Source organism: Bryobacter aggregatus MPL3 (genome assembly GCF_000702445.1).
In the GTDB taxonomy this organism is placed as follows: domain Bacteria; phylum Acidobacteriota; class Terriglobia; order Bryobacterales; family Bryobacteraceae; genus Bryobacter; species Bryobacter aggregatus.
This window is the reverse complement of sequence record NZ_JNIF01000003.1, coordinates 3881677-3905983: the sequence shown is the minus strand read 5'-3', so window position 1 is coordinate 3905983 and position 24307 is coordinate 3881677. Positions and strand designations below refer to the sequence as shown.

Here is a 24307-nt window from a genome sequence, read left to right as displayed (position 1 = left end):
GGGGAAGCAAGGCAGCGAAGCAGTGAGAACCTCCCACACAGCAAGACTCAGAGCCCCCTCCTCATCAAGAACCTTCAGAACGGGCACACGCTCAAAATAGGCAGCCGCAACAATGCGTTCCGGCGTTTATGGTTTCACCGTAGCAGCGGGGACAACCGGAACAGCGCGCGGAATCGGATGATAAACCGACACCAGATAGGCCATGCGATCCGGAGCACTTCGATTCACACCCGCAAGCACCAGCCACAAGAGGACAAAGGACAACAAGCTCGCCAGCAGCAGGGCCGCCCATCGAGGTTTGTAAGGATCGAGGGTCTGGGCAAAGTAGGGATTGCTGCTATGGAAAATGATGTTGCGGCACTCGGCGCCAAACAACCATTGGCGCAGCAAAGAAATCAAGGCATCCACCAGCAGCAATGCGATGGCAAACCCTCCCGATGCTTGATCAAAGCCATACAACATTTCCGTCGCAAAACGCTCCCGGAAATCCTCCGGATGCAAGCGCAGCACCAGCTCATAGACTTTGCGGCACATAGGACCTCCTTCCAGCCCGCACGCCAAGCCGCTGGCGAGCTGCCCGCACAACGCCATCCAGACGGTCGGTCTCCGCAAGCAAGACTTCGCGGCCCAAACGGCTCAGGCCGTAGTAGCGCCGCCGCGAGTCTTCCTCACCGCCCTGCCCCGCCTGCTCCTCCACCAGCCCCTGTGCCACCAGGCGCTGCAGATTGTCATAAAGCGTCCCCGGGCCCAGCTTGTAACGGTTGTCCGATTGCCGCGCAACCTCCTGCATGATCCCGTAACCATGCAGGACATCGCCCGACAAAGCCAGCAGAATGTGTAGGCTCGCCGGAGCCAAAGGAAGGTGCTGAAAAATTTGATCGCTCATAGTCGGATCCCGATATACCTGAATTTGATATATCGGAAACTGACTGCCATGTCAAGCCTGGCAACCCGCGCAAAAGAAGGTGCTGCGCCCGGCCTGGACAATCCGTTCGATCGCCTTCCCGCAGCGCGGACAAGCTTGCCCCTTACGTCCATACACGGCCAGGTCAAACCCTTCGGCCTCGGCAATGGTCCCCGGCTCGGAATACTCCGCGTAAGCACTCTCGGCAGCCAGCTCCAGCACTTTCACAATGGTGTCGTGCAAGGCGGTTACCTTCCGCGCCGGCACAGCTCCGGCCGCAATCCGGGGATCAATCCGCGCCCGCCACAACGCCTCGCTCGCATAGATATTCCCAATGCCGGCAATCCGCTTCTGGTCCATGAGAGCTGGCTTCACCGGGCCGCGCAGCCCTTTCAGAATCCCTTTCAGCACCGCGGGCGTAAAGGCCGCATCGAGCGGTTCCGGCCCCAGGCTTGCTTCCAGTTGCGCGACATCAGCGGCAGTCGCCAGATGCACCTTGCCCAAGGCCCGGCCATCGCGAAATACCAGCGCGCGCCCGTCTTTCAGGCGCAGCCAGAAGCGCACCGCGGCAGGCAGCAAGCGATAGTCCGGCAGCACATACAAGTTCCCGGTCATCCGCAGATGCACCTGCAGCAGAGCGCCGCCACTCAGTTCGACAAAAATATACTTCGCGCGGCGCCGCACTCCGGCAATCGACTTCCCCACCAACACCTCGAAATCTTCCAAATGCTGCGGCGCGATGGTACTGCGACGTTCGACATGTACGCTATGGATCCGCGCACCAGCAACCTGTTCGCGCAGACGGCGAACCACCGCTTCTACTTCGGGTAACTCTGGCATCTGTCCCCCTAACCTAAGTGCAGTTCAAGCGGCGATCCCGCATGCAAACCTGTCCGCTCCGCCGCGCTCGCCTGCGCCAGCGACACCTCGTAGTAGCCACTCGATCCTTCGATCAAGCAAAGCACACCGGGAGGGCACTTTGCATAAGTACTTGCCCGCAGTTCCACTCGCTCGGCACCCGCCACCAAGGCGAAGGCTCCCAATTCAGAAAACTGCGCCACCCGGAAGTTCGTCACCAGGTTGCCAAATCGATCCACCCGCAGCACGGCGCCGGTCCAGTCGCGCGGTGTTTGCGGGACGGGCAACAGGCGAGGCAGTTGGTGCGCATCCGCAATCGGGCTGCCCAAGCTGCTGGGGGCTACCCCGCTCGACAGATGCGCGGCAACAGGCGCAAATACGTCGCGGCCATGAAAGGTCCCGCTCAGCAGCGGCAGCCAGAATCGAGGCTGGTCCAGCACCCAGGTCTGCACGCCGTCCCTCTCCAGCACAAAAGAAAAGAGGCCGTTATCCGGGCCAATGAAGAAATGGCCGCCGGCCTCCAGTAGCAAAGGACGCCGCTCGCTGCCCACGCCCGGGTCCACCACCGCAACGTGGATCGTGCCCATGGGAAAGTAGTGCCAGCTCTGCTCGAGAAGAAAAGCAGCCTCGGCAATCGCATAGGCCGGCACATGGTGGGACAGGTCGACAACCCGGGTCTCCGGTGCAATCGTCGCAATCACGCCTTTCATGACCCCCACAAAGTGGTCGGCTGTTCCGAAGTCGGTGAGAAGACTGATCATCGCATTCGTTAGAATAAAGGGTTCACATGCATATTCGCGATATTTTCGCCGCCGACGCGACCACACTGTCCTTCGAGTTCTTCCCTCCCAAAACCGAAGCAGACTGGCTGCTCCTCTACGAGAACATCGCGTCGCTCGAAACGCTACAGCCCTCTTTCGTCTCCGTCACCTATGGCGCGGGTGGCTCAACGAGAGAACTCACCCACAACCTGGTCGTCCGGATCAAGCAAACCACCGCATTGGACCCGACTCCGCACCTCACCTGTGTCTGCCACCAGGAATCGGACATCCAAAGCATCCTCGAGAAGTATGCAGCAGCCGGCGTCTCAAACATCCTCGCGCTGGGCGGCGATCCGCCGCGCGATCTCACCAATTACGTCAAAGCCAATGATGCCTTCCAGCATGCCGCAAACCTGGTGCGCTTCATCCGCAAGTTCAATGACAGCAAAGCCCATCCGGACCCGCGCGGCTTTGGCATCGGCGTCGCAGGCTTTCCCGAAGGGCATCCGAACACGCCGAATCGCCTCGACGAACTCGACTACCTGCGCGCGAAAGTCGACGAAGGCGCCGACTACATCTGCACCCAGCTCTTCTTTGACAATCGCGACTTCTACGACTTCCGCGAGCGCTGCGAGCTAGCCGGCATCCGCGTGCCGATCATTGCGGGCATCATGCCCGTCACCTCGCTGTCTGGCATGAAGCGCATGGCGCAGCTTGCGCTTGGCGCGCGCTTCCCGGCCAAGCTCACCCGCGCCCTGCAGCGGGCCCAGGACGACCCGGCCGCCGTACGCAATGTCGGCATCCACTGGGCCACCGAACAATGCCGCGACCTCCTCGACAATCAGGTGCGCGGCATGCACCTTTACACGCTCAACCGATCGGATGCGACGCGCCAGATCTACCAGAGCCTCGGTCTGCGCGATTCCATTCCGGTTCGCCGCCGCTAGCTGACGATGCGCGCCTATTTTGACCACAACTCGACCACACCCCTCGCGCCCGAAGCCTGGAGCGCGATGCAACATATCTTTGCCGAAATCCACGGCAATGCGTCGAGCATCCACCGGGAAGGCCAAGTTGCCCGCCAGCACTTAGAAGCCGCGCGCCGGCAGGTGGCGCAACTGCTACAGGCCAAGGCAGAAGAAATCGTCTTCACTTCGGGCGGCACCGAAAGCAACAATCTCGCCCTCTTTGGCGTCGCAGGGCACATCATCACGACGGCGATTGAGCATCCGGCCGTCCTCAATGTCACGGAAGAATTGCAGCGTCTCGGCCACGCGGTTACGGTGGTTCCGGTGGGTGCAACAGGCATTGTCGATCCCGAGAACATCCGCCGCGCGATCCGGCCCGAGACCCGCGCCATCTCCGTGATGGCGGTGAACAACGAAATTGGCACCGTGCAGCCCGTTGCTGAGATTGGCGCCATCGCCCGCGAGCATCAGATCTTGTTCCACTGCGATGCCGTGCAGGCTCCCGGCCGCATCCCGATCGATGTCAATGCCTGGCAGGTCGATCTGCTGTCCTTAAGCGCGCACAAGCTTTACGGCCCCAAAGGGATCGGCGCACTTTATGTGCGCAAGGGCACTCCATTACGCAAGCGCAGCTTCGGCGGACACCATGAAAGAGACCGCCGCCCTGGAACCGAGAATGTCCCTGGCGCCGTCGGCTTTGGCCGCGCCGCGAGTGTGCTTTCGATCCCATCGAACGACCTGCGGGATCGCCTGGAAGCGGCCATCCTGGCCACGGTGCCCAATGCCATCGTCAATGGAGACCGCGACCATCGCGCCCCAAACACGACAAACATCTGTTTCTCCGGCGTCGAAGGCGAAAGCCTCGTCATTGCACTCGATTTGAAGGGCTTTGCGGTGTCGAGTGGTTCAGCCTGCTCTTCGGGCTCGGTCGAGCCCTCGCCAGTGCTACTGGCCCTCGGCCGATCTCCCTCGGATGCACGTTCTGCAATCCGTTTCTCACTCGGCGCGTCCAATACAGAGGAGCAGGTTGATGCTCTAGCGCGCGCAATCGCCGAAAGTGTCAGCCGTCTTAGAAAGTTGTCCCCTGCTTATGTCTGAATTCGCCCCCATTGCCGTCGCCATGTCTGGTGGCGTCGACTCCTCCGTGGTCGCGGGGCTGCTGAAACGCCAGGGGCAGCCGATTGTCGGCCTCACCATGCAGCTCTGGAATCAGCGACGCCTGCCTGAAATCGCAAGCGACGCGGCAACTGGCCGCTGCTGCTCGATCGACGACGTCTACGATGCCCGCTACGTCGCCCAGACCCTCGACATTCCGTACTATGTAGTCAATTTTGAAGACCGCTTCGAGCAGCACGTCGTCAAGCCCTTCGTAGCCGACTACATCGCTGGCAAAACGCCGATTCCCTGCACACTGTGCAACAACTTCATCAAGTTCGACCAGTTCCTTGAGATGGCCGACGGCGTTGGAGCCCACGTCATCGCCACCGGCCACTATGCCCAGATCCGCTTTGATGAAGCAACCGGCCGCTGGCAGATGCTGCGTTCCGCAGACGCAACCAAAGACCAAACCTACTTCCTCTGGGGCCTCACCCAGCCGCAGCTCGCCCGGACGATCTTCCCGCTCGGCGGCATGGTGAAGACGGAGGTGCGCAAACTCGCCGAAGACCTCGGCCTGCCAGTAGCGATCAAGCCGGACAGCCAGGAGATCTGCTTTGTCCCCAATGGGGACTACGCCGCCTTCATCGAGGCTTACACCAAGGAACAGGGAATGGATGTCACTCCCGCGGCGGGCAACATCATCCACAGCGATGGCCGCACCCTCGGCGAGCACGACGGCGTCCATCACTTCACGGTCGGACAGCGCCGCGGTCTGAATGTCGCCGTCGGCGAGCCTCTCTACGTGATCCAAACGAACCCAAATACGCGCGAAGTCACTGTCGGCAAAGGGGATGACCTGCTGCGCGCGGAGTTCCGCGTAGGCGAGATCAACTGGATCTCGATCGCCCAGCCCAACGAAGCCATTCGCGCCGAGGTGCGCATTCGCAACCGCCACACCCCATCGCCAGCCACCATCTGGCCGGACGGCAAGGTTGTCTTCGACACGCCCCAGCGCGCCGTCACCCCCGGCCAGGCCGCCGTCTTCTATCAGGGCGAACTTGTCGTCGGCGGAGGCTGGATTGAGCGCGACGTGTGAGTAAGCCTCGCTCTGCCGTCCGCAATCAATTCGAAGCCATTCTGCTGCGCAGCCTCCTTGCGGTGGCGTCGCAGGCTCCCTTGGGCTTTTCCCTCGCTCTTGCCAGGACTCTCGATCGCCTCGCCCCCCGGCTTCGGCAATCGGCCGAGCGCAATCTGCAACTCGCGCTGCCCCCAACGAACCCAATCGAGACCACCAGCGGCGTCTACCGCAGCCTCGGCCGGATGCTCTACTTCTTTTCCCGCTTCCCGACGCGCAACGCGGCCAACATCCACGACTGGATCGAGTACGAAGGCTTCGAACACTACCGGGAAGCAAAAGCTCTGGGCAAAGGCGTCCTCTTTGCCACCGGGCACATCGGCAACTGGGAACTCAGCGCCTTTGCGCACGCCTACCTCACCGAACCGATGAGCGTCGTCGTCCGTCCCTTGGACAACCCAATCCTCGATGCATTGATTAAGCGCTACCGCACCCTTTCGGGCAATCGCATCCTCGACAAGCAGGATTTTCTGCGGGGCATTCTCAAGGCTTTGGCCAACAACGAAGCGGTTGGGATCCTGATCGACCAGAACACGATGCCCGAAAACGGCGCCTTCGTCGACTTCTTTGGCATTCCGGCTTCGACCGGCACCACCTTTGCAAAGCTCGCCCATAAGACCGGCGCGGCAGTGCTGCCCGGCTATGCGATCTGGAGCGAGAAGCGCAACAAGTACATCCTGCGCTTCGATCCGATCTTCCCGATGAGCGGCGATGTCGCGACCGATACCGCAAACCTGACCCGGCACTTTGAAGGGGTCATCCGCCAATACCCAGAGCAGTGGCTCTGGCTCCACCGCCGCTGGAAAACCCGCCCGGCAGGCAGCCCCGATCTCTATTCATGACCAGCGCGATCCCCACTGAGCGCCACTACAATATCGCCCAGTTCTGTTTCGATCTGCACGACAACGCGGAGATTCTTCTCCTGCGCCGCAAGAGGCACGGCCAGCAACCCGAGCGCGGCGCGACGCTTCAAGCGGCCCCCTCCTGCCACACCAGGCAACCTTCCCGGTCCACATCCGCATCGAGAATCTCTGCGCCATGCCCATGTGCCGCAAAGATCTTGGTCACCGCGTCCGTCACCTCATTCCGGCCCTGATTCAAAAAGACCAAAATGCTCGGACCTGCGCCACTCAGGCAGCAGCCCAACAGCCCCGGCGCACGCAGACGAAGAATCTCTTCTAACCCTGGCACCAAGGCGGCGCGATAAGGTTGATGAATCCGGTCCTCAAGCGCGGTTGGAAACGCACTCGCCGTCCCGGTCGATAAGGCCGCAATCAACAGCGAAGCTCTCTGGATATTGAAGATCGCATCGGCTCGCGAATAACTATCGGGCAGAGCAGCCCGCGCCTTGTGCGTCGGGAGCGGATAATCAGGCACGACAACAGCCACCTCGAAGTGCAACGGCATCTCCAAACGAACCGCATGCGCCGTTCCCTCGGAATCGACAGCACTCGCCACCACGGAACCCAGAATGCAGGCGGCCACATTATCCGGATGGCCTTCAATGCTAGCGGCAACATCGAGAATCCGTTCATTCTTCCACTTCAGCCCCAAAATCGCATCAGCAATCAAAACCCCGGCTGTAATCGCCGAAGCACTCGATCCCAGCCCCTTCCCGAGCGGGGCCTCGGTCACAATCTCGAGCTCTATCGGCGGCAGTTCCTGTCCCAGCTCTCGGGCCACTCGTAACGCCGTCTGCCAGATCAGATTGTCTTCGCCGGTGGAGATTGACTCCGCATCACGGCCCGAAACAGTAATGGTCAATCGTGTCGCGGTGCGAAAACGGCAATGCAGATACAAACTGAGCGCCAAGCCCAGTGAATCAAAACCCGGCCCGAGATTCGCACTCGAGGCGGGAACACGCAGCCGCCACCAACTAGCCACGGGCATCACCAATCTGTACCAGGCGATTCTCGCGGGCGCTGGTATAGATCGCCTGCACCAGTTCTAAAGCCCGAAGTCCTTCTTCGCCATTGATCAGCGGCGCTTTGTGTTGGGCAATGGCCTCCCCGAAATTCAGGAAGGTGCGCTCAAATGGAGTCACCGAAATCGCCATCGGGTCACTCGATCCGCTGGAGATCTCTTCCGACAACGGAGCCGCTTCGCCCTGATCGTCAATCACATCCCAGGTGGTCAACCGATTACCGCTCAGAATGGCGGAACCCTTCGTCCCATGGAGTTCGACGCGTTCGGTAAAGCCGGGCCACATGGCGGTTGAGGTCTGGATCACGCCGGTCGCGCCGCTGGCATAGCGCAACACAGCGCTCAGCACATCGTCGCTTTCGATCTTGTGCCGCGCCCCCAGTTGCCACTGGCCAAAGACCTGCGTGACGCCGCCCATCAGATACAGCAGCCAATCCACCTGATGGATGCCTTGGTTGATGAGGGAACCGCCACCTTCGACAGCCCAACTGCCCTTGATCGGGCGCGAATAGTACTCCTCACTGCGCCACCATTTCACATAGGCATCGGCCTGAAAAATCTTTCCGAGCCGTCCGGCATCGACGGCCCGCTTCAAAAACATTACGGCGTCATAAAAGCGTCCCTGGCTGACGACATTCAATAAAACATTTTTCGATTTCGTGTAGTCGACCATGGCCTGCGCGGTTGCGACATCGATGGCAATCGGCTTCTGTACCTGGACATGCTTACCGGCATCGGCGGCGAGCTTCAGGGGTTCGAAGCGAACATCAGGGAAGGTGCAAAGATCGATAAAATCGACCTTCGGATGCGTGCAAACATCGGCCCAATCAGGGAAAAACTCGCCTCCCCACTGCGCGGCGAAGGCGCGGCCCCGTTCTTCGGTCTTGTTGCTGACGGCTACGATCTCATAACCGATATTTTTATAGGCCTGCGCATGCTTATGTGCGATGGCTCCGGTACCAATTAATCCGACTTTCATCACTGTCTTGCTATACTACTATTGTCGCTGGAACGAGCCTGTTCATAGCGGCTCAAACGTTGAAATGAGTCGGTAGCTCAGTTGGTAGAGCATCGCACTTTTAATGCGGTGGTCGTGGGTTCGAGTCCCACCCGACTCACCATTTCAAATAGTTGATTCTAAAGAATTTATTGCACCTGCTCATCACTACGTGACTGTGGCGTAACGGGTTCGGAGTTGTAAAGACGGCCGAGTGCATTCTGGTTCACTTTTTTCAAAGTGCTTGTAATGCTTTTCGACGATCGCTACACTGTTGCCCAAGATTGCAGCCACGTCTGCAATTGGTACCCCTCTAGACAGTAAATCCGTCGCAAGTGTGTGGCGAAAGCGGTGCGGATTTGCGCGGCGGATATTCGCGTGTTCGGCTAATCTCGAGAGTGAGATCTGGGTCAATCCGGTTGTGGTGCCCGGTGCAGCGAGTGTGTGTCTGGTCCTAACCTACCCCAGCGGCAGGTGGGGGATGGCTAGTGAAAATCATGCGAGAGCGTCGCCGGCGCTTCGATCTGGAGCGCTTGCACGCCTTGGGCGCGAATGGCGATTGCTCCCTTGGGGTCCTGTAGAATGCCCGAGATCAACAAATAGGGATAGCCGAGGATCTCGTTCCTCCGCTTCTCAAAGAGGTCAGGACTGACGATGATATTCGAGATCCCCGTCTCATCCTCGAGGCTGAGAAATGCGAATCCCTTGGCTGTTTCGGGCCGTTGTCTGGCGATGACACAGCCGGCCACCCGTACCGGCGCGTTCTCTCGACACTGACTCAGATCGGCGGCTGGTGTGACATTCCTCTTCTTGAGTCGTTCCCGTTCATAGGCCAGCGGATGCGGCCCCATGCCGATCCCGATTCCCTGGAAATCACTGCGGAACCGCTCGAGAGGCGTCATCCTGGGCAGCGGACATTCGCCGCTCTCGGATTCCAAAGACGCAAGGAGTTTCCCGCCGGGCCGCTCTCGCAATGCGGTCTCCCAAAGCGCCGCGCGGCGGTGGTTGCCAAAGTTGATGGCTCCAATACTCGCCAGAGTTTGAAGATGCCTGCTGTTCAATTCCGGCACTCTTCTCCGAAGATTTTCGACAGAGGTGAAGCTGCCGGATCTGGTTCTCTCGAAAATCAATGCTTCTGCGACGCTTTGCGGGAGGCCATTGACATAGTTGAGCCCCAGGCGAATGGCGGAAGGGCCGAGCATCGTGCAATCCCAATGGGACTCATTGGCATCGACAGGCCGGACACGCAGTCCGTGGCGCTTGGCATCCTGTACTAGTGTGGAAGGCGCATAAAAGCCCATCGGTTGGTGATTCAACATTGCAGCGGTGAAGGCCGCCAGATGGTGGCACTTTAGATAAGCGCTGAAGTAAGCCAGGAGCGCAAAGCTGATGGCGTGAGATTCGGGAAAACCGTAGAGCGCGAAGGAAGTGATCGATTGGATGATGATGTCCTGCGTCGCGCCGACAATGCCATTCAAAGTCATGCCTGCCCGGAGCCGAACTTCCACTTCTTTCATGCGTTGCGCGGAGCGCTTGAAGCCGAGGGCCCGGCGCAGCTCTTCCGCCTCGCCCCCGCTAAATCGCGCCGCAATCATCGCCATCTTCAGCAATTGCTCCTGAAACAAGGGGACGCCGAGTGTTCTTTCGAGAACTTCTTCGAGCGACGGGTGTAGCGAATCCGGTGCTTCCAAACCCTGCCGCCGGCGCAAGTAGGGATGCAGCATTTTGCCGACGATCGGGCCGGGCCGGATGATGGCGACCTGCACGACGATGTGATAAAAAGTCTCCGGCTTCAAGCGGGGCAAGCAAGACATCTGGGCGCGGGATTCCACCTGGAAGAGTCCGATGGTGTCGGCCTTTTGTAGGGTTTCATAGACGAGTGGGTCATCTTGCGGAATCGTCGCGAGATCGATCTTCTCGCCCTGATGCCGGTCGATAAGCGTAATGGTTTCCTCAAGCACTGCCATCATGCCCAGCCCCAGAAGATCCACCTTCACCAGGCCCATGTCGGCGCAGTCTTCTTTATCCCATTGCAGGACTACGCGGCCGGGCATGGTGGCGGGCTCCAGCGGCACGATGGAATCGAGCGCGCCCTGGCAGATCACCATCCCGCCAGAATGCTGGCCGAGATGACGGGGCAGGTCTTGAATCTCGTGGTAGAGGTTCAGAAAGTGACGAATGGCCGGATGTTCCGGGTCGAGGCCTGCTGCTCGAAACAGATGGGTGGGAGTTCCCCCGGTATCTTTCCACCCCCAACGCGGTGCCAAGCGGGCTAGCCGCTTCAGGGTCTCATCCTCCAAACTGAGAACCTTTCCGATGTCGCGCAAGGCCGAGCGGCCGCGATAGGTGATGATGTTGGCCGTCATGGCGGCCCCGCGCTGGCCGTAGCGTTGGTAGACATACTGGATCGCCCGTTCGCGCTTTTCGCCGCTCGGCAGATCGATATCAATATCGGGCCATTCGCCGCGCTCCTCCGACAGAAAACGCTCAAAGAGCAGATTCATTTTCACCGGGTCTGCGGCGGTAATGCCGAGCGCGTAGCAAACGGCGCTATTGGCAGCTGAGCCGCGGCCCTGGCACATGATGTTCTCGCGCCGGCAGAATTCGACGATGTCCCAGACAATGAGGAAGTAGCCACTCAACTTGAGCTTGGCGATGATGTTCAGTTCTTTACCGAGTTGATCGCGAGCCGCCTGGCGATAGGGTTCAAAGCGGGCGGGCGCGCGCTGTATTACCATCTCTCGGAGATAGGAATCGAGAGTCTCACCCGCGGGCACGGGGTATCTGGGGAACTCATAGCCAAAATCCGTAATGCGGAACTGCAGCCGGTCGGATAGCTCGACCGTGTTGTCGAGTGCTTCCGGCAGATCGGCAAAGAGTCGCTCCATTTGGCGAGTGGATTTGAGATAACACTCCGCGTTGCGCTCGAGCAGGCGTCCTGCTTTTTCGAGCGTGGTCTTGTGGGCCAGGCAGGTGAAGACGTCGAGGAGTTCCCGCCGATGGGGCTTGTCATAGCGGGCACCGTTGGTGGCGAGCAGAGGCAGTTGCAGCGATTGCGCGAGGTCGATCGCATGTTGATTCCGGGCTTCCTGGTCGCGCAGATGATGGCGTTGGAGTTCGACGTAAACACTGTCAGCGCCGTAGATGGAGACCAGCCTTTCGAGCTGTTGCCGGTTTGCCGCCGGCGCGAGGCAGACCAGCCCGGCCGCATACTCCGTGAGTTCGTTGGTGGTGGCCGCAGCCGCGCCTTTGGGGCCGCGCATCTTCATGCTGGTGATCAGGCGGCAGAGATTCCGGTAGCCGGTCAGGTTCTCCACCAGTAGGGGCAGGCGCGTGCCGCCCTCGCAACTGATCTCGGCTCCGATGTGCGCCTCGATGTTTTTCCGGCCTGCCTGCTTGTGGAAGCGAACGATGCCAGAGAGGCTATCCCGGTCGAGCATGGCAATGGCGGGCTGCTCCCATTGCGCGCACTGGTCCACCAGTTCTTCGGGAGTGGCGGATCCGTCGAGAAAGCTGAAGGCGGAGCGGGCATGCAATTCGATATAGCGTGCGCCCATCAGTCATAGACTCCGTCGACAAACCATTGCTCTTCCGGTTGGCGATAGATGCGATAAATGCCGCCCTGTTCGAGGGCGACATCCCATTCGTCGCGCCTCCATTGGAGTTCATTCCACCAATCACCAGAACTGCGCCAGGGACCCGCGGTGCGGGAGACCTTACCAGCGACGCCATCTGCGCGGATGCTGCGCGGCTGTCCTTGTTCCAGACGCACTTCGGCGGGCAAGGGAGGACGAAAGAGACGAATAGCCAGATGGGGAGACGCAACAGGATCTGACGGAGGATTCGCTTGGATCTCCAAAGGCCCAAGAAGATAGGCGTCCGGACGATAGCTGTCCAAGAGGCGGGGCGCGCCGAGATTCTCTTCGCCCACCAGGGCGGCAAGACGCGCCAGAGTGAGTTGCAGGCGCGCAGGCTCTGGAGTCGCGGCTTGGAAGAGTCCGCCTTGCATCACTCGAAGGTCTACCGGAACAAGCTTCAGATCGACCTTCGTGATCGCTCCGGCCGGAGGATTGGATTCCAGATGCAGATGCAAGATCTTCAGCATCACTTTGGCTTCGCGCAAGGGATAGGGCAGCGTGATCGAACGTGTATCGATGCCGAGATCGATCTGGATTTCTCCTGCGGCAACACCGTCGTGGAGCATGCGTTCGCAGAGGGTGAGCAGCGAAGCATTCAAAAGGAACAGCAGCGGTTCCAACTGGTCGAGCGTGTAATCGAGACGGGATTCCAGCTGATAGACACTGGCTGCGCGGAGCAAGCGCAAGGGCTGCTCGGCGAGTCCGCAGGCAAGTCCTTGCAGGCGCAGGCCCTCTTCCCCAAAACGCTCGAGAATGCCAAGCGGGGGTAATGCCGTAAAGCCTGCGAAGTTGCGAATGCCCCAACTGCGTAGCGTTTCGAGCATCTCAGGAGGCATCGGCAGTTTGCTGATCGAGAGGGAAGCTAGTGACGAAGCTTCCTGTCCGGGTTTGAGTATGGTGAGGCCACGAAAATGTTTCGCTGCCAGGTAAGCAGCATTGGCCGTGGCGGCGACGCTGAGGTTTGCCGGAACCGTCAATCGCGCCTGGATTTGCCGTGCGATCTGCTCGCCATCGCCGAGTAGCCTTTCAAGGCCGCGCAAGCCGAGGAGGACCGCCTGTGGGGGTCTGGGCTCAGTCTGCGGTGAGAACTGCAGGGCGAGTTCGCAGATGGCCGCAAAGGCTTCTTCGTCCTCATTGCTCGAGTGGATACAGCAATACATCGCTCATCCTGTTTTCGCGAAAAATGTAATGGGGGAACGTGGTGGCTTGCGCTGGATCGCCTGCAGACGGATGCTCTTCAGAAGATGCCCGCGCCATGCCGCTTCTGATTGCTTGCATTCCATGGCGCGGGCAGAAGCAGCGCCCGTCATCGGCTGGCCGGAGAGCACGACAAAGGAGGTGGAACTGTTTTCAACTGCCTTGCGATAGCGGAACCAATACGAAGCGGGGATCTGATTCAGCTCCCGGGCCCGGGCATCGGCAATATCGAGACAGACCATGCCAAAGCCACCCGCATGGAGCAGGACATCGGCGGCCTTACAGGCGTTGGGGAGATCGTGATCGCAACGAAGCCAAATCAATCGCGAAAGCTCGATGCCGGCCTTGGAGGCGGAGACGACATCAAGGGAATTCGTGGTGTCGATATAGGCGCAATACTCGCCGCGCCGCGTACTGGCTGCCAATGCAGAGAGGGCGAGCGTGGTTTTGCCTGATGATCGATTGCCTGAGAGTTCGGTTATCGCCCCGCGAGGCATGCCATCCATTGCCGTGTCGAGGCTGGCAATGCCCAAAGGCGCGAAGTCGCGCGGGGATGTTTTGAGGTCTGCGAACTTGAAAATTGGCAGACAGGCCATGGACGACTTTCGCATTTTGTTCGCCAAATTGCATTGTGACTTTCCCGGAGCGGATTGTCAATGAGGAGTGCTGAATGCAATGCGACTCGCGCGAAGCGAAGTAGGCTCCATTGCGTTAGAGTCTCCGCTGATGGCCTAGCATTTGCTCGTGTCGCAGAGAATGGATGCTCAGATAGCAAGGATGTGCAATCAGAGATAGATGATTCAAAGTCAGTTCGCGCACGAAAGACGCACGTCAATGAGCGGTATTCCCTTCCTACGAATGAGCAAACCGATTGCGGCTGGTAGGCCTACGCAATCGATCACAATAACACACCGAAAAGGCGCCAGATGATTGCCCGCTCTGTTGAGGGCAAGCTTCGGAATCCGTTGATCGATCCATTGCAAGCCATGCAAGCACAGGATACCGTTTCGTCGGCACAGAGACGCAGCATCTTCCATCGGGGAAAGGCACTCTGGAAGGCAATTAGATGATAAGACTCGCCTCAATTCTGCTCATTTACGCTGGCTGCTTTGAGGGCTATGTGTGCTCTGGAATCCTCCGAAACCGTATTCCGAAGCGAAATCAATCCCCCTACCAAACTCCTTGGAGAAGTCTTCCCTTACCCCACCAACCTCACCCACACCGATAGCCTCCCAGCAGGAAGCTCCGCGGCCAAAATCAAAAGAAACTGACAGATCCAGCTTTCAGCATGGCCCACGGGGTGGGTGCCTTACGATTCCGCGAACAGGCAAGAAACAATACGACAAGAAGCGGTGTCTGTAAATCCCATCCATCACGCCCTCCTACCGCAGCAACCGTCCCGCCACCCCCAACCCACCAGCCCGCTGCATCCCCGGCGCAAAGAATTCCCCCAGAAAATCCCCATCGCTCCCCTTAAACTTCTCGAGCTTCGCCTCCAGTTCCACCGGCCAAGGATTCAACGCTGCAGCAAAGGTACACCACACCGCCGCATCCCCGATCCCGGTGAGATGCGTCCGCGTTCCCCCTTCCCCTCGGACAAACTGCAACGCAATCAAAATATCTTCCACATGAATCGCCAAGTCCGAAACGTTGTAACTCGAAAACCACTTATCCGCCCGGCGATAGCTCTCCCGCGTCTTGCTCTCATGGAACGGCTCCAGCGCCAATACCGAGTACCCCGCCTTCCGCCATCGTTCGGCCTCCTTGCTATCCAGGCCTCGCTGCGCACTCTCCGGATGAATCACCACCACGGTTCCCCGCTCTCCCGGACTCCGCAGCGCCTGCACAATCTCATCGCGCTTCAAACGAGTAATCCGCGTGACCTTGCCGCTGGTGTTCCCTTCCACCAAACCAGCCGCACTCACCCCAAGTGTCAACCGAAGGCGCTCACGCAGAAAACGCCGGTCTCCAATTGATCGATTCTGTTTCTCCACAAAAGACTTCCAGCCCAAATCGATTGCCGCCTCGTCCAAAGCACGCTCAGGCAAAGTCTGCCGTGGCATCTCCAACAGATCTTCTTTATGCCGCTCCAACACGGACTCAAAGGAAATCTGTTCGCCAGCTGGAGCTAGCGGGTGCAAATGCTTCGCAAGAAAAGCATAGACAGCCTCCCGGCTCGCCTTGTTGTAGTTATGCCCGGCCTCGAAATGAGCATTCGCCAGATGCTCCTGCTGTTCGTACAGCGCATACACCGATTGCACACGCGGATACTCATCCTTCGGCGTGTTCTTTGTCCAATCTCCACTGGCCGACACCATCAACATCGGACGCGGCGCAGCCATCGCGGCAAATTCCACATTATTCGTGCCACGCCGCAAGCCGGGCGCCTCTTCGCACGGATCGCCCCCCTGCATGCTACTCGAAATCATATTCACCGGAACCGACACCCGAATCCGATCGTCCACCGCAGTCAGCAGAAAGGTTTGAGTGCCGCCACCGGAAGCCCCAGTCACCGCGATGCGCTTGCGGTCAGCCTCTGCCAGCGACTCGGCATAGTCCACCATCCGAATCGAATTCCACAGTTGCAAGCCCATCGGACTGAAGCCCCAAAGTTGCCGGCTCTTTGAGATGAAATCATGCGGCAGTTGCCGGGCATCGCCATAGCCCACCATGTCCCAGGCGAGAACGATGTAACCCTGCGCCGCCAGATTGACACCCAAGCTCGGCACCGAATAATCTTCGCGATGTGTCAGCCGCCCCTGCTTCCAATGTCCATGCGGACTCAGCACCACCGGAAATGGGCCACGCATCGTAGCAGGCGGCAAATACATTTCTGCGCCAACAAAATATCCCGGAAATGTTTCAAGCAGAAGAGTCCAGATCCGGTAATCCTGGGTTTCGCGACGGCGCGTGATTTCTACATTCAGCTTCCCGCGCGCAGGGCCTGGATAAATTCCGGCAGCATTGAGAATCTGCCGCCGCAGAAGATCTCGCCTTGTTTTCCATTCTCCGAGCGTAGGTGGAGCCTGGAACTCAAAACGATAGTTTGGATGCGGAACCTCGACATTCCGCGAGTCCTCCGTGGACTGCGCAGAGAGAGGGAAAAGACATAGAAAGACCAGCGCAATTAAGAACACGAGAAAGACCGTCCTGCTTTCCAAAGTCTAAACGAAATACACTCGCTAAGCTGGAATCATGCAGAAGTGGACCTGGGGTTTTGTTGCTTATCTGGTAGCGGTGATCTTGTTTGGCGCCTGGGTGCGCATCGCGGGCGCAGGTGCCGGCTGTGGCAATCATTGGCCCACTTGCCAGGGCGTCGTCGTCCCCGTCGCACCAGAGGCCAAGACCATCATCGAATTCACCCATCGCGTCACCAGCGCCTTGTCTGGCCTTGCAGGCTTAGGACTCTTGATTTACTTCTGGCGCACCAGGTCGCGCGCCCTGCCCTGGGCCATCGGCATGTTCTTTTTTCTTCTGCTCGAAGGCTTCATCGGCGCAGTCCTGGTGAAGAAAGAACTGGTCGCAAACGATGCGAGTGTGAATCGTGCGGTGGTCATTTCCCTGCATCTCGCCAACACGATGTTGCTGATGTTTTGCGCCGTGGCCGCCGCCGTTCGCGCTGGCGCAATGCAGCCCAAACGCAGTACCGCCCGCGGTCTCCTCCTCGTAGCAATCGCCGCGCTCATCATCACAAACATGACAGGCGCCGTCACCGCGCTTGGCGACACACTCTTCCCCTCGCAGCCCGCCTTCGGCCCCGAGTTGGTCGCAAAGCTTCGCGACGATCTCAGTGCCGGACAGCACTTCCTCGTCCGGCTCCGCTGGATTCATCCTGTCATCGCCGCAATCACCGGACTCATTGTCTTTGCAGCGATGAGCATCATCCACCGGCGCACGGCGAGCCGTTGGGCCCTCGCTGGAATGCTGCTCGTCCTCTGCCAGATCGGCCTAGGCGTCATGAATATTGCACTGTCCGCCCCCGGCTGGATGCAGATCACTCATCTGCTGGTCGCACAAACCATTTGGATCTGCGCCGTCGTTCTCTGGATCGATTAAGCCTTCAGCTTGAGAAACTTTTCCGGCGGCAACGCCGAGCGAGTCATTCGCGCCAGACGGATCACACCGCGAAAGTAATCGACTTTCGTATAACGCACCCCGATCGACGTCTGTCCTGGCCCCTGTGGCGCCAGTTGCACCTTTGCGCTCAGTTCCAGCCGTCCATCGACAAAGCTGCGCAGTTCCGTTCCGTCATACACCATGGCAACGTGATACCAGCGGTCCAGGGGATGAAGCAGCTTGCGATCGATCAGAGTTTGGCTTCCGGCTTTCGAGGCCACAAAACTGTCGAGACACCACTGATCGCCCGTCAGGCGCGTCTCAAATAGGAAGCGGCTCTGGCTTCCCTGCTCTTGCATATGGAAAAAACGCTGCTCCGGACGCCCGCCACTCTCGGGCCGGAAGATCACTTCCCAAGTGAAGTTCGTCGCCCCGGCAAGCGGATGATTGTCGACAAAGAGAGCATCTTCCACACCATCGAACTGCACTGCCTTCCCAAGCTCGGTTTGGATCACAGCGGGAGTGCCAAAGGCCTGCGTCGGATGGCCGCCGATCCGGTCCAGGCGATCCAGAACCCAGGTCTCGGAATCGTCTGCAGCCCATGCCGACGCCGTCGACAAAAGAAACACACGGCGATCCATACGGCGCTACTTCTTTTTCTTCGAGGTCTGCGACGGATCCACTTCCAGCAGATTCTTTACGTTGAACACACCGGAAACTCCATTGGCCAATATATTCGCCCGATCGGAGTCGCCCTTGTTATCGACAATCCCCACCAGCACAACATTGCCATTCTTGACAATGATATGGATCGGATAAGAACCAAGCGGCTCAGAACTATTCGCTGGCATCGACCAGCGCTCAAAAGGTCCCCCAAAGAATCCACCACCGCGATGACGGCTAAACGGACCACCGTAAAATCCACCGCCCGGGGCATAGCGCGACAAAGCGGCATCACGATAAATGGTGCGAAAAACCGCCCAGCGAATCTGATCGTCATTCGGAGAGAGTGGCAAGACTTCAATCTGATTCTCGATCTTGGAGATGCGCTCCAAGTCCTTGATCGCCCGCTCCGCATCCTCTTTCAGCGTCGGACGCATCGCATAGCCACCCAGCGTGACCACGGTCCCTTCCAACTTGAAGGTAAGAAAGTCAAAACAACCATAATAGGGCAGCGTGACCAGTTCCTTGCGGATCTTTTCGATCAGTTCTGCCTCAGTCTTCTGCGCCAGCATTGGGCTGGCCACAATGGAAAGAAGTAAGTTCCTGCGGCTCGTCATCACTGCCCCCTTATGTTTACGGAATTCGCGTCGCCTGGCGTGCCACAAGCTGCCAGTTGCCACCAGTCTTCACCCAAACCATCAGCACATTCAACGGACTCGTTTTCTTCTCGCCCTTCTGTGCATTATGAATGGTCATATCCGTCAAGACAATCGCCGTATTTCCGTAGATCCGGTAACTCGTATTCTTCAGGTCGATCGACGAATACACCATATCCGGACTCAGCATCGCCGCCAACATCTGCGACTTGTTTTCCTGCAATGCATTGGAGTGGTTGTAAGTCACATTCGACGCCACCAACTTATCCAGCGTCGCCTTATCCTTCTTGATCACGGCAGTACGCCATTGATCGATGGTTGCCTTCACTTCCTCTTCAGGAGTGGCCGCAAACGCGCACAAGGCGGCAGCAAGGGCCAGAAGCAGTACTCTTGTTTTCATGCGCCCTAGCTTATCGCATCGCGCTGCTGCAACTGGAGGCCACGGAGGCCGCCGCTGCAACTCAATTTTCAGCAAAAATGGAGATTCCGATGAACCCGACCTGGCATGGTGTTTATCCTGCGCTGACAACACAATTTCGCGATGACGAGAGCATCGACTTCGACGCCACAGCGGCACATCTCGACAAGATGATCGCCAGTGGCATCCACGGCGTCATCCTCTTGGGAAGCGTCGGCGAGAATACCGCGCTGAGCTACGAAGAGAAGATGGAAGTCCTGCGGGCCATGAAGCCCGTCGTCAACGGACGCATCCCCTTGCTCAGCGGGGTCGCGGAGAACACCACCCGTACCGCCTGCCGCTATGCAGCCGAGGCAGAGCGCATCGGCATCGATGGACTCATGGTATTGCCCGCCATGATCTACAAGGCAGACCGGCGTGAGGCGCTCACGCACTTCCGCGACGTGGCTCATGCCAGCAGCTTGCCGATCATGATCTACAACAATCCGCCCAGCTATTTTGTTGACCTCACCACCGATTGCTTCCTTGAGCTTGCCGAAGAAAAGACCCTCGTCGCCATCAAGGAATCCAGCGGCGACCCGCGCCGCATCACAGACCTGAAAACCGCGCTCGGCAACCGCTACATTCTCTTCAGTGGCGTCGACGATCTGGTTGTCGAAAGCGCCCTGCTCGGCGCCCAAGGCTGGGTCTCCGGGCTCGTCAACGCGTTCCCGGATGAGAATCGCATCCTCTGGGAGCACTGCGTCGCCGGACGCTGGACCGAGGCCATCGAACTCTACCGCTGGTACACGCCGTTGCTCCATCTCGATACAAAGATCAAACTCGTGCAGTACATCAAGATGTGCATGGCCGAAGTCGGGCTCGGCAGCGAAAAGACACGCGCCCCGCGCCTGCGCGTCGAAGGGGCAGAACGGGAGCAGATCCTCGGCATCATCCGCCAGGCCCTCGCCACAAGGCCCAAGCTGTGACCCGCGTCCGAGTCATCGATTCCCATACTGGCGGCGAACCAACGCGCGTTGTCGTCGAAGGAGCCCCAGACCTCGGTCGTGGCACAATGAGCGACCGGCTCAACCGCTTCCGCGAAGACTACGACCACTTCCGCAGTGCCGTCGTCAACGAGCCCCGTGGCAGCGACGTGATGGTCGGCGCTGTCCTGCTGCCCCCGGACAATCCGGAGAATCGAGCCGGTGTCCTCTATTTCAACAACGTCGGCTATCTCGGCATGTGCGGCCACGGCACCATTGGAGTGGTCACAGTGATGAATTATCTCGGCCTCATCGAAGCGGGCAGACACATGCTCGAGACACCGGTCGGCGCCGTGATCGCAACCCTCACCCCCACAGGAGAAGTGACCGTCGAAAACGTCCCCAGCTACCGCTATCGCAAAGGCGTCGAGTGCAACGTCGACGGGCTCGGCCTCATTCGAGGAGACATCGCCTGGGGCGGCAACTGGTTTTTCCTGGTCGACGCCCAGCCCGAGATCCTGCGCATCGAGGACGTCGAACACTGGACCAACACAGCTGCCCGCATCCGCGAGGCCTTGCATCGCGAAAATATCCGCGGCGAAAACAATGCCGAAATCGACCACATCGAACTCTTCGGGCCCTCTCCCACCGGAGCCGACTCCCGCAACTTCGTCCTCTGCCCCGGCATGGCCTACGACCGCTCTCCCTGCGGCACCGGCACCAGTGCCAAACTGGCCTGCCTGGCCGCCGACGGCAAGCTCGCCGAAGACGCCATCTGGCGTCAGGAAAGCATCGTCGGTAGCGAGTTCCAGGGCAGCTACCGTTGGGAAGGCGATCGGGTTCGCCCTTCGATTACCGGACGTGCCTACGTCAATGCAGATGCCTCGCTGCTCCTCGATTCCCGCGATCCCTTCTGCTGGGGCATTCGACGGTGACTGCCGACATCCTCATCGTCGGTGGTGGCATTGTCGGGGCCGCCTGCGCCCGCATGCTCCTCAATGCGGGCCGTAGCGTCGCAATCCTCGAGCGTGATTTCATCGGCGGTGGAGCCACTGCCGCAGGCATGGGCCACATCGTCGTCATGGACGATAGTGAGGAGCAGTTTACGCTGACCAAGCGCTCACGCGATCTCTGGGATGCCCTGGTCCCGCAGATGCCGCCCGAACTCGAGTTCGAGCGCCGCGGCACCCTCTGGGTGGCGGCCGACGAAGAAGAGCTCGCGGCCGTCAGCGGCAAGCAAAATTACTATGCGGAACGCGGCGTCCCCACGGAACTTCTTGATGCCCAACAACTCGCGGCGGCAGAACCCGCACTGCGGCCCGGCATGGCCGGTGGCTTTCTCGTGCCCGGCGACAGCGTGATCTACGCTCCATGTGCGGCAGACTGGCTGGCTCAAGGCGCCACAGTTCTGCAAGGACAGGCCGTTGCCTTGGGCGATGGGGTCCTCAAGCTCCACAACGGAGACACCCTGAGCGCCAGCGCAATCATCCTTGCCACCGGCGCCGCCGCAATCGATTTGATGCCCTCCCTGCCACTCAAACCCCGCAAAGGTCATCTCGCCATCACAGACCGTTACCCGGGCGCCGTCCACCACCAGCTCGTCGAACTCGGCTATCTCAAAAGCGCGCACAGCAGCGGCACGGAAAGCGTCGCCTGCAACATCCAACCACGCAAAACCGGCCAACTCCTCATCGGGAGTTCCCGTCAATTCGGAGTCACCCATTCTGATGTCGAACCCCATCTCTTATCTCAAATGCTGAACCGCGCCCTCCACTACCTGCCGCTCTTAGCGGAGATGAATGTCATCCGCACCTGGACCGGCTTCCGGGCCGCCACGCCAGACCATCTCCCCATCGTCGGACTCATCCCTGGAACCCGGCGCAACTATCTCGCCACCGGACATGAAGGCCTCGGCATTACCACCTCGCTTGGCACCGCAGAATTGATTGCCGACGCAATCCTGGGCCGGCCAGGCCCCCTCTCCCCAAGCCCCTACCTGGCAGATCGGTTCCCGGAATGCCACGTATAACCATCAACGGCAAGGCCCATGATGTTCCCAACGGCGCCAGTGTCGCCGCCGTGTTGATGAACCTGGGCCTCTCGCCTCGGCGAAGCGTACAAGGCGAAGCCAGAGGCCCCGTCTGCGGAATGGGCATCTGTATGGAATGCCGTGTCACCATCGACGGCCTCGCCCACTGCCGCGGTTGCCAGACTCTGACACGCGAAGGCATGAAGGTGCTCACCGATGAAGGTTGACACGCTCATTATTGGAGCGGGCCCCGCTGGGCTCGCAGCGGCCCGTGGCGCCAGGAGTGCCGGACGCTCCGCACTTGTGCTCGATGACAACTGGAGTCCTGGTGGACAGATCTGGCGCGGACAGGCCAGCGCGATCGAAGGCGTCGAGTTCCGCCTGCAACATCCCGTTTCGGACATCGCTTCGTTACCAATCGATTACAAGCGGCTCATTCTGGCCACCGGAGCGCGAGAAATGTTTCTGCCCTTCCCCGGCTGGACGCTGCCCCACGTCGTTGGCGCGGGCGGGCTCCAGGCCCTCAGCAAGGCCGGACTTAACGTTGCGAACAAGCGGGTCATTGTCGCCGGAAGCGGCCCCCTGCTCCTCGCCGTGGCGGCAAATTTGAAAAAGGCAGGCGCTAAGATCCTCCTGGTAGCAGAGCAAACTCCTTGGGCAAAGTGGTTCCGCTTCTGCACTGGCATTGCAACAACGCCGCGACGATGGGCTCAAGCGGCCCGTCTCAGCACACTTAGCTTCCGCGCAGGCCTCTGGCCGGTAGAAGCAGTTCCCTCGGGAGTAAAGATGTCAGATGGAAGATTATGGGGTTGCGATTATCTCGCATGTGGCTTTGGCTTAATCCCGAATTTAGAGCTTCCGCGATTAATCGGCTGTGAAATTCAAGGTGGTTTTGTCAAGGTCGACCAGTTCCAATGCACTTCCATCCCCAATGTTTATGCGGTCGGTGAGCTCACAGGGATCGGAGGAGTGGAAAAAGCCGAGGCAGAAGGCTTTGCGGCAGGAAGCGAAACCAGATTACAAATCAGCCACGAAGGAATCGTGAATTTATTAGCAGATTGCTTTCCACTGCGTCCGGAATTACGAGCGATCACCACTCCCGGCACCATCGTCTGCCGCTGCGAGGATGTAAAAATGTGTAAACTGCAAGCGCTTGCAGCCCTTCGCAATGCTAAGCTCAAAACGCGGTGTGCCATGGGTGCATGTCAGGGACGGATGTGTGGCCCAGCACTGCAATTCCTGTTGGGTTGGCAGGAGGACCGGGTGAGACCTCCAGTATTGCCACTTAAAGTGAAGGATTTGTGCTCGAGAACTTAGAATTACTTTCGGCAGAGATTCGCAAGCAGGATACAATGTCCGACCGAATCGCAGACATGATCCGGCGGATGATCCTGAATGGTGAACTAGAATCAGGCCAGCGAATTGTAGAATCACGCTGGGCTAAACAATTGGGCGTTGGGCAACCAACGATGAGAGAAGCGCTCGTAGCGCTGGAACACGAAGGATTGGTGATGCGTCGCGCCAATCAGGGAGCCGAAGTCGTTTCGCTCAGCAGTGATGAGATTACGCAGGCGCTCCGGATCCGGGCCGAGCTCGAAGAATTAGCTGTCGAGATCGCCACGGAATCTGCGAGTGCAGAATCGCTCAAGCGCATGAAAGCGATTGCCAAGGACATGATGACGGCGGCGCGATCGCGAAATACAAAGGACTTTTTCGCGAAAGACCGCGAGTGGCACCAGACGCTCTGGCAAGCCACAGGCAACACTTTTCTGGAACGGATGCTGGGGCAATTGATGTCGCCTCTGCTCGCGTTTCTCTTCCTGAGAAACCTGCGCCACTATGCGAAGTTTGATCTCCGGGCCTCAGCCCAGGCGCACATCGACATGGTCGACGTCATTGCGTCTCGTGATACTCGCCGGGCCCGCAAGTTTGCCCACGAGAAGTTCACACTCTTCGCACGGGACCACGAGGGCGCACTCAGCCAGGCACAAGCTTCCTAGAAAGAGGCTCATTCGGGTTCGATCCCGAATGAGCCTCTTTC

Annotated in this window: 26 protein-coding genes and 1 tRNA gene; 12 read left to right on the top strand and 15 right to left on the bottom strand. The window is 59.2% G+C overall.

The genetic code is table 11. From position 1 onward, the window contains the following. Positions 1–126: 126 nt before the first annotated feature. From M017_RS0118085 to M017_RS0118070, 4 genes are read right to left on the bottom strand one after another with little or no spacing between them, the layout of a single operon-like run. Complete coding sequence (locus M017_RS0118085; protein ID WP_031499551.1) at positions 127–534, bottom strand: hypothetical protein; 408 nt, start codon at positions 532–534, stop codon at positions 127–129. Next, positions 515–886, bottom strand: a complete 372-nt coding sequence (locus tag M017_RS0118080; RefSeq protein WP_031499549.1) for a PadR family transcriptional regulator — start codon at positions 884–886, stop codon at positions 515–517. The genes M017_RS0118085 and M017_RS0118080 overlap by 20 nt, the downstream gene beginning before the upstream one ends. Positions 887–937: 51 nt before the next feature. Further along, positions 938–1744: a bifunctional DNA-formamidopyrimidine glycosylase/DNA-(apurinic or apyrimidinic site) lyase gene (mutM, locus tag M017_RS0118075; RefSeq protein WP_031499548.1), complete on the bottom strand. Its 807-nt coding sequence runs from the start codon at positions 1742–1744 to the stop codon at positions 938–940. Positions 1745–1752: 8 nt separating this feature from the next. Next, positions 1753–2523, bottom strand: a complete 771-nt coding sequence (locus tag M017_RS0118070) for an SAM hydrolase/SAM-dependent halogenase family protein (protein ID WP_031499547.1) — start codon at positions 2521–2523, stop codon at positions 1753–1755. A gap of 26 nt (positions 2524–2549) precedes the next feature. On the opposite strand from M017_RS0118070, the gene metF reads away from it, so the two are divergent. Genes metF through M017_RS0118050 form a run of 4 tightly spaced genes read left to right on the top strand, consistent with a single transcriptional unit; the run spans position 2550 to position 6566 of the window. Then, positions 2550–3470, top strand: a complete 921-nt coding sequence (gene metF, locus M017_RS0118065) for a methylenetetrahydrofolate reductase [NAD(P)H] (RefSeq protein ID WP_031499546.1) — start codon at positions 2550–2552, stop codon at positions 3468–3470. A gap of 6 nt (positions 3471–3476) precedes the next feature. Continuing rightward, on the top strand, positions 3477–4589 hold the full coding sequence (locus M017_RS0118060; protein ID WP_031499545.1) for a cysteine desulfurase family protein: 1113 nt from the start codon (positions 3477–3479) through the stop codon (positions 4587–4589). Then, entirely contained in the window at positions 4582–5685 is a 1104-nt protein-coding gene (gene mnmA / locus M017_RS0118055) for a tRNA 2-thiouridine(34) synthase MnmA (protein WP_031499543.1), read from the top strand. The genes M017_RS0118060 and mnmA overlap by 8 nt, the downstream gene beginning before the upstream one ends. Next, entirely contained in the window at positions 5682–6566 is an 885-nt protein-coding gene (locus tag M017_RS0118050; RefSeq protein WP_051670410.1) for a lysophospholipid acyltransferase family protein, read from the top strand. Before mnmA ends, M017_RS0118050 begins: the two co-directional genes overlap by 4 nt. On the opposite strand, the gene M017_RS29430 is transcribed toward M017_RS0118050, so the two are convergent. The 3 genes from M017_RS29430 to M017_RS0118035 are packed head-to-tail and all read right to left on the bottom strand — an operon-like array spanning position 6557 to position 8626. Next, positions 6557–6697 carry a hypothetical protein gene (locus M017_RS29430; RefSeq protein ID WP_155121480.1) on the bottom strand — a complete coding sequence of 47 codons (141 nt, stop codon included), beginning with the start codon at positions 6695–6697 and terminating at the stop codon, positions 6557–6559. The genes M017_RS0118050 and M017_RS29430 overlap by 10 nt on opposite strands. Continuing rightward, entirely contained in the window at positions 6694–7608 is a 915-nt protein-coding gene (gene thrB / locus M017_RS0118040) for a homoserine kinase (RefSeq protein ID WP_238325941.1), read from the bottom strand. The genes M017_RS29430 and thrB overlap by 4 nt, the downstream gene beginning before the upstream one ends. Beyond that, entirely contained in the window at positions 7601–8626 is a 1026-nt protein-coding gene (locus tag M017_RS0118035; RefSeq protein WP_031499540.1) for a Gfo/Idh/MocA family protein, read from the bottom strand. The genes thrB and M017_RS0118035 overlap by 8 nt, the downstream gene beginning before the upstream one ends. A gap of 66 nt (positions 8627–8692) precedes the next feature. On the opposite strand from M017_RS0118035, the gene M017_RS0118030 reads away from it, so the two are divergent. Further along, positions 8693–8768 (top strand) — tRNA-Lys (locus M017_RS0118030). A gap of 44 nt (positions 8769–8812) precedes the next feature. Here M017_RS0118030 and M017_RS30770 read toward each other — a convergent pair. The 5 genes from M017_RS30770 to M017_RS0118010 form a co-directional block, all read right to left on the bottom strand. Next, entirely contained in the window at positions 8813–9058 is a 246-nt protein-coding gene (locus M017_RS30770; RefSeq protein WP_080507924.1) for a tyrosine-type recombinase/integrase, read from the bottom strand. Between the two features lie 71 nt (positions 9059–9129). Beyond that, a complete protein-coding gene (locus M017_RS0118025) occupies positions 9130–12201 on the bottom strand; it encodes a DNA polymerase III subunit alpha (RefSeq protein WP_031499539.1) in 3072 nt (1023 codons plus the stop codon). After that, on the bottom strand, positions 12201–13442 hold the full coding sequence (locus tag M017_RS0118020) for a DNA polymerase Y subunit UmuC family protein (RefSeq protein ID WP_031499538.1): 1242 nt from the start codon (positions 13440–13442) through the stop codon (positions 12201–12203). Before M017_RS0118020 ends, M017_RS0118025 begins: the two co-directional genes overlap by 1 nt. A gap of 3 nt (positions 13443–13445) precedes the next feature. After that, a complete protein-coding gene (locus tag M017_RS0118015; RefSeq protein ID WP_080507923.1) occupies positions 13446–14090 on the bottom strand; it encodes an ATPase domain-containing protein in 645 nt (214 codons plus the stop codon). Positions 14091–14861: 771 nt separating this feature from the next. Continuing rightward, positions 14862–16616: an alpha/beta hydrolase family protein gene (locus M017_RS0118010; RefSeq protein WP_080507922.1), complete on the bottom strand. Its 1755-nt coding sequence runs from the start codon at positions 16614–16616 to the stop codon at positions 14862–14864. Positions 16617–16674: 58 nt separating this feature from the next. Here M017_RS0118010 and M017_RS0118005 point away from each other — a divergent pair, with 58 nt between their 5' ends. Further along, positions 16675–17535, top strand: coding sequence for a COX15/CtaA family protein (locus M017_RS0118005; protein WP_031499535.1), 861 nt, complete (start codon positions 16675–16677; stop codon positions 17533–17535). On the opposite strand, the gene M017_RS0118000 is transcribed toward M017_RS0118005, so the two are convergent. Genes M017_RS0118000 through M017_RS0117990 form a run of 3 tightly spaced genes read right to left on the bottom strand, consistent with a single transcriptional unit; the run spans position 17532 to position 19254 of the window. Next, entirely contained in the window at positions 17532–18176 is a 645-nt protein-coding gene (locus tag M017_RS0118000; protein WP_031499534.1) for a LamG-like jellyroll fold domain-containing protein, read from the bottom strand. The genes M017_RS0118005 and M017_RS0118000 overlap by 4 nt on opposite strands. 6 nt (positions 18177–18182) lie before the next feature. Continuing rightward, positions 18183–18815: a BON domain-containing protein gene (locus M017_RS0117995; RefSeq protein WP_035957863.1), complete on the bottom strand. Its 633-nt coding sequence runs from the start codon at positions 18813–18815 to the stop codon at positions 18183–18185. Between the two features lie 16 nt (positions 18816–18831). After that, positions 18832–19254 (bottom strand): nuclear transport factor 2 family protein, encoded by a 423-nt coding sequence (locus M017_RS0117990; RefSeq protein ID WP_031499532.1) that lies wholly within the window; start codon positions 19252–19254, stop codon positions 18832–18834. 89 nt (positions 19255–19343) lie between these two features. On the opposite strand from M017_RS0117990, the gene M017_RS0117985 reads away from it, so the two are divergent. The 6 genes from M017_RS0117985 to M017_RS0117960 are packed head-to-tail and all read left to right on the top strand — an operon-like array spanning position 19344 to position 24266. Then, the gene (locus M017_RS0117985; protein ID WP_031499531.1) at positions 19344–20240 is read left to right on the top strand and encodes a dihydrodipicolinate synthase family protein; all 897 of its coding nucleotides are present in this window, start codon (positions 19344–19346) and stop codon (positions 20238–20240) included. Further along, on the top strand, positions 20237–21172 hold the full coding sequence (locus M017_RS0117980) for a proline racemase family protein (RefSeq protein WP_031499530.1): 936 nt from the start codon (positions 20237–20239) through the stop codon (positions 21170–21172). Before M017_RS0117985 ends, M017_RS0117980 begins: the two co-directional genes overlap by 4 nt. Continuing rightward, positions 21169–22266, top strand: coding sequence for an NAD(P)/FAD-dependent oxidoreductase (locus tag M017_RS0117975; protein ID WP_031499529.1), 1098 nt, complete (start codon positions 21169–21171; stop codon positions 22264–22266). Before M017_RS0117980 ends, M017_RS0117975 begins: the two co-directional genes overlap by 4 nt. Then, positions 22254–22493: a 2Fe-2S iron-sulfur cluster-binding protein gene (locus tag M017_RS0117970; protein ID WP_031499528.1), complete on the top strand. Its 240-nt coding sequence runs from the start codon at positions 22254–22256 to the stop codon at positions 22491–22493. The genes M017_RS0117975 and M017_RS0117970 overlap by 13 nt, the downstream gene beginning before the upstream one ends. Beyond that, positions 22483–23583: an NAD(P)/FAD-dependent oxidoreductase gene (locus tag M017_RS0117965; protein ID WP_031499527.1), complete on the top strand. Its 1101-nt coding sequence runs from the start codon at positions 22483–22485 to the stop codon at positions 23581–23583. Before M017_RS0117970 ends, M017_RS0117965 begins: the two co-directional genes overlap by 11 nt. 35 nt (positions 23584–23618) lie before the next feature. Next, a complete protein-coding gene (locus tag M017_RS0117960; protein ID WP_155121479.1) occupies positions 23619–24266 on the top strand; it encodes a GntR family transcriptional regulator in 648 nt (215 codons plus the stop codon). Positions 24267–24307 lie beyond the last annotated feature (41 nt).

Excerpts from the sequence above, each read along its gene's own strand:
- M017_RS0118085 (WP_031499551.1), bottom strand. The coding sequence starts at position 534 with ATGTGCCGCAAAGTCTATGAGCTGGTGCTGCGCTTGCATCCGGAGGAT.
- M017_RS0118080 (WP_031499549.1), bottom strand. The coding sequence starts at position 886 with ATGAGCGATCAAATTTTTCAGCACCTTCCTTTGGCTCCGGCGAGCCTA.
- mutM (WP_031499548.1), bottom strand. The coding sequence starts at position 1,744 with ATGCCAGAGTTACCCGAAGTAGAAGCGGTGGTTCGCCGTCTGCGCGAA.
- M017_RS0118070 (WP_031499547.1), bottom strand. The coding sequence starts at position 2,523 with ATGATCAGTCTTCTCACCGACTTCGGAACAGCCGACCACTTTGTGGGG.
- metF (WP_031499546.1), top strand. The coding sequence starts at position 2,550 with ATGCATATTCGCGATATTTTCGCCGCCGACGCGACCACACTGTCCTTC.
- M017_RS0118060 (WP_031499545.1), top strand. The coding sequence starts at position 3,477 with ATGCGCGCCTATTTTGACCACAACTCGACCACACCCCTCGCGCCCGAA.
- mnmA (WP_031499543.1), top strand. The coding sequence starts at position 4,582 with ATGTCTGAATTCGCCCCCATTGCCGTCGCCATGTCTGGTGGCGTCGAC.
- M017_RS0118035 (WP_031499540.1), bottom strand. The coding sequence starts at position 8,626 with ATGAAAGTCGGATTAATTGGTACCGGAGCCATCGCACATAAGCATGCG.
- M017_RS0118025 (WP_031499539.1), bottom strand. The coding sequence starts at position 12,201 with ATGGGCGCACGCTATATCGAATTGCATGCCCGCTCCGCCTTCAGCTTT.
- M017_RS0118020 (WP_031499538.1), bottom strand. The coding sequence starts at position 13,442 with ATGTATTGCTGTATCCACTCGAGCAATGAGGACGAAGAAGCCTTTGCG.
- M017_RS0118015 (WP_080507923.1), bottom strand. The coding sequence starts at position 14,090 with ATGCGAAAGTCGTCCATGGCCTGTCTGCCAATTTTCAAGTTCGCAGAC.
- M017_RS0118005 (WP_031499535.1), top strand. The coding sequence starts at position 16,675 with ATGCAGAAGTGGACCTGGGGTTTTGTTGCTTATCTGGTAGCGGTGATC.
- M017_RS0118000 (WP_031499534.1), bottom strand. The coding sequence starts at position 18,176 with ATGGATCGCCGTGTGTTTCTTTTGTCGACGGCGTCGGCATGGGCTGCA.
- M017_RS0117995 (WP_035957863.1), bottom strand. The coding sequence starts at position 18,815 with ATGACGAGCCGCAGGAACTTACTTCTTTCCATTGTGGCCAGCCCAATG.
- M017_RS0117990 (WP_031499532.1), bottom strand. The coding sequence starts at position 19,254 with ATGAAAACAAGAGTACTGCTTCTGGCCCTTGCTGCCGCCTTGTGCGCG.
- M017_RS0117985 (WP_031499531.1), top strand. The coding sequence starts at position 19,344 with ATGAACCCGACCTGGCATGGTGTTTATCCTGCGCTGACAACACAATTT.
- M017_RS0117970 (WP_031499528.1), top strand. The coding sequence starts at position 22,254 with ATGCCACGTATAACCATCAACGGCAAGGCCCATGATGTTCCCAACGGC.
- M017_RS0117965 (WP_031499527.1), top strand. The coding sequence starts at position 22,483 with ATGAAGGTTGACACGCTCATTATTGGAGCGGGCCCCGCTGGGCTCGCA.
- M017_RS0117960 (WP_155121479.1), top strand. The coding sequence starts at position 23,619 with ATGTCCGACCGAATCGCAGACATGATCCGGCGGATGATCCTGAATGGT.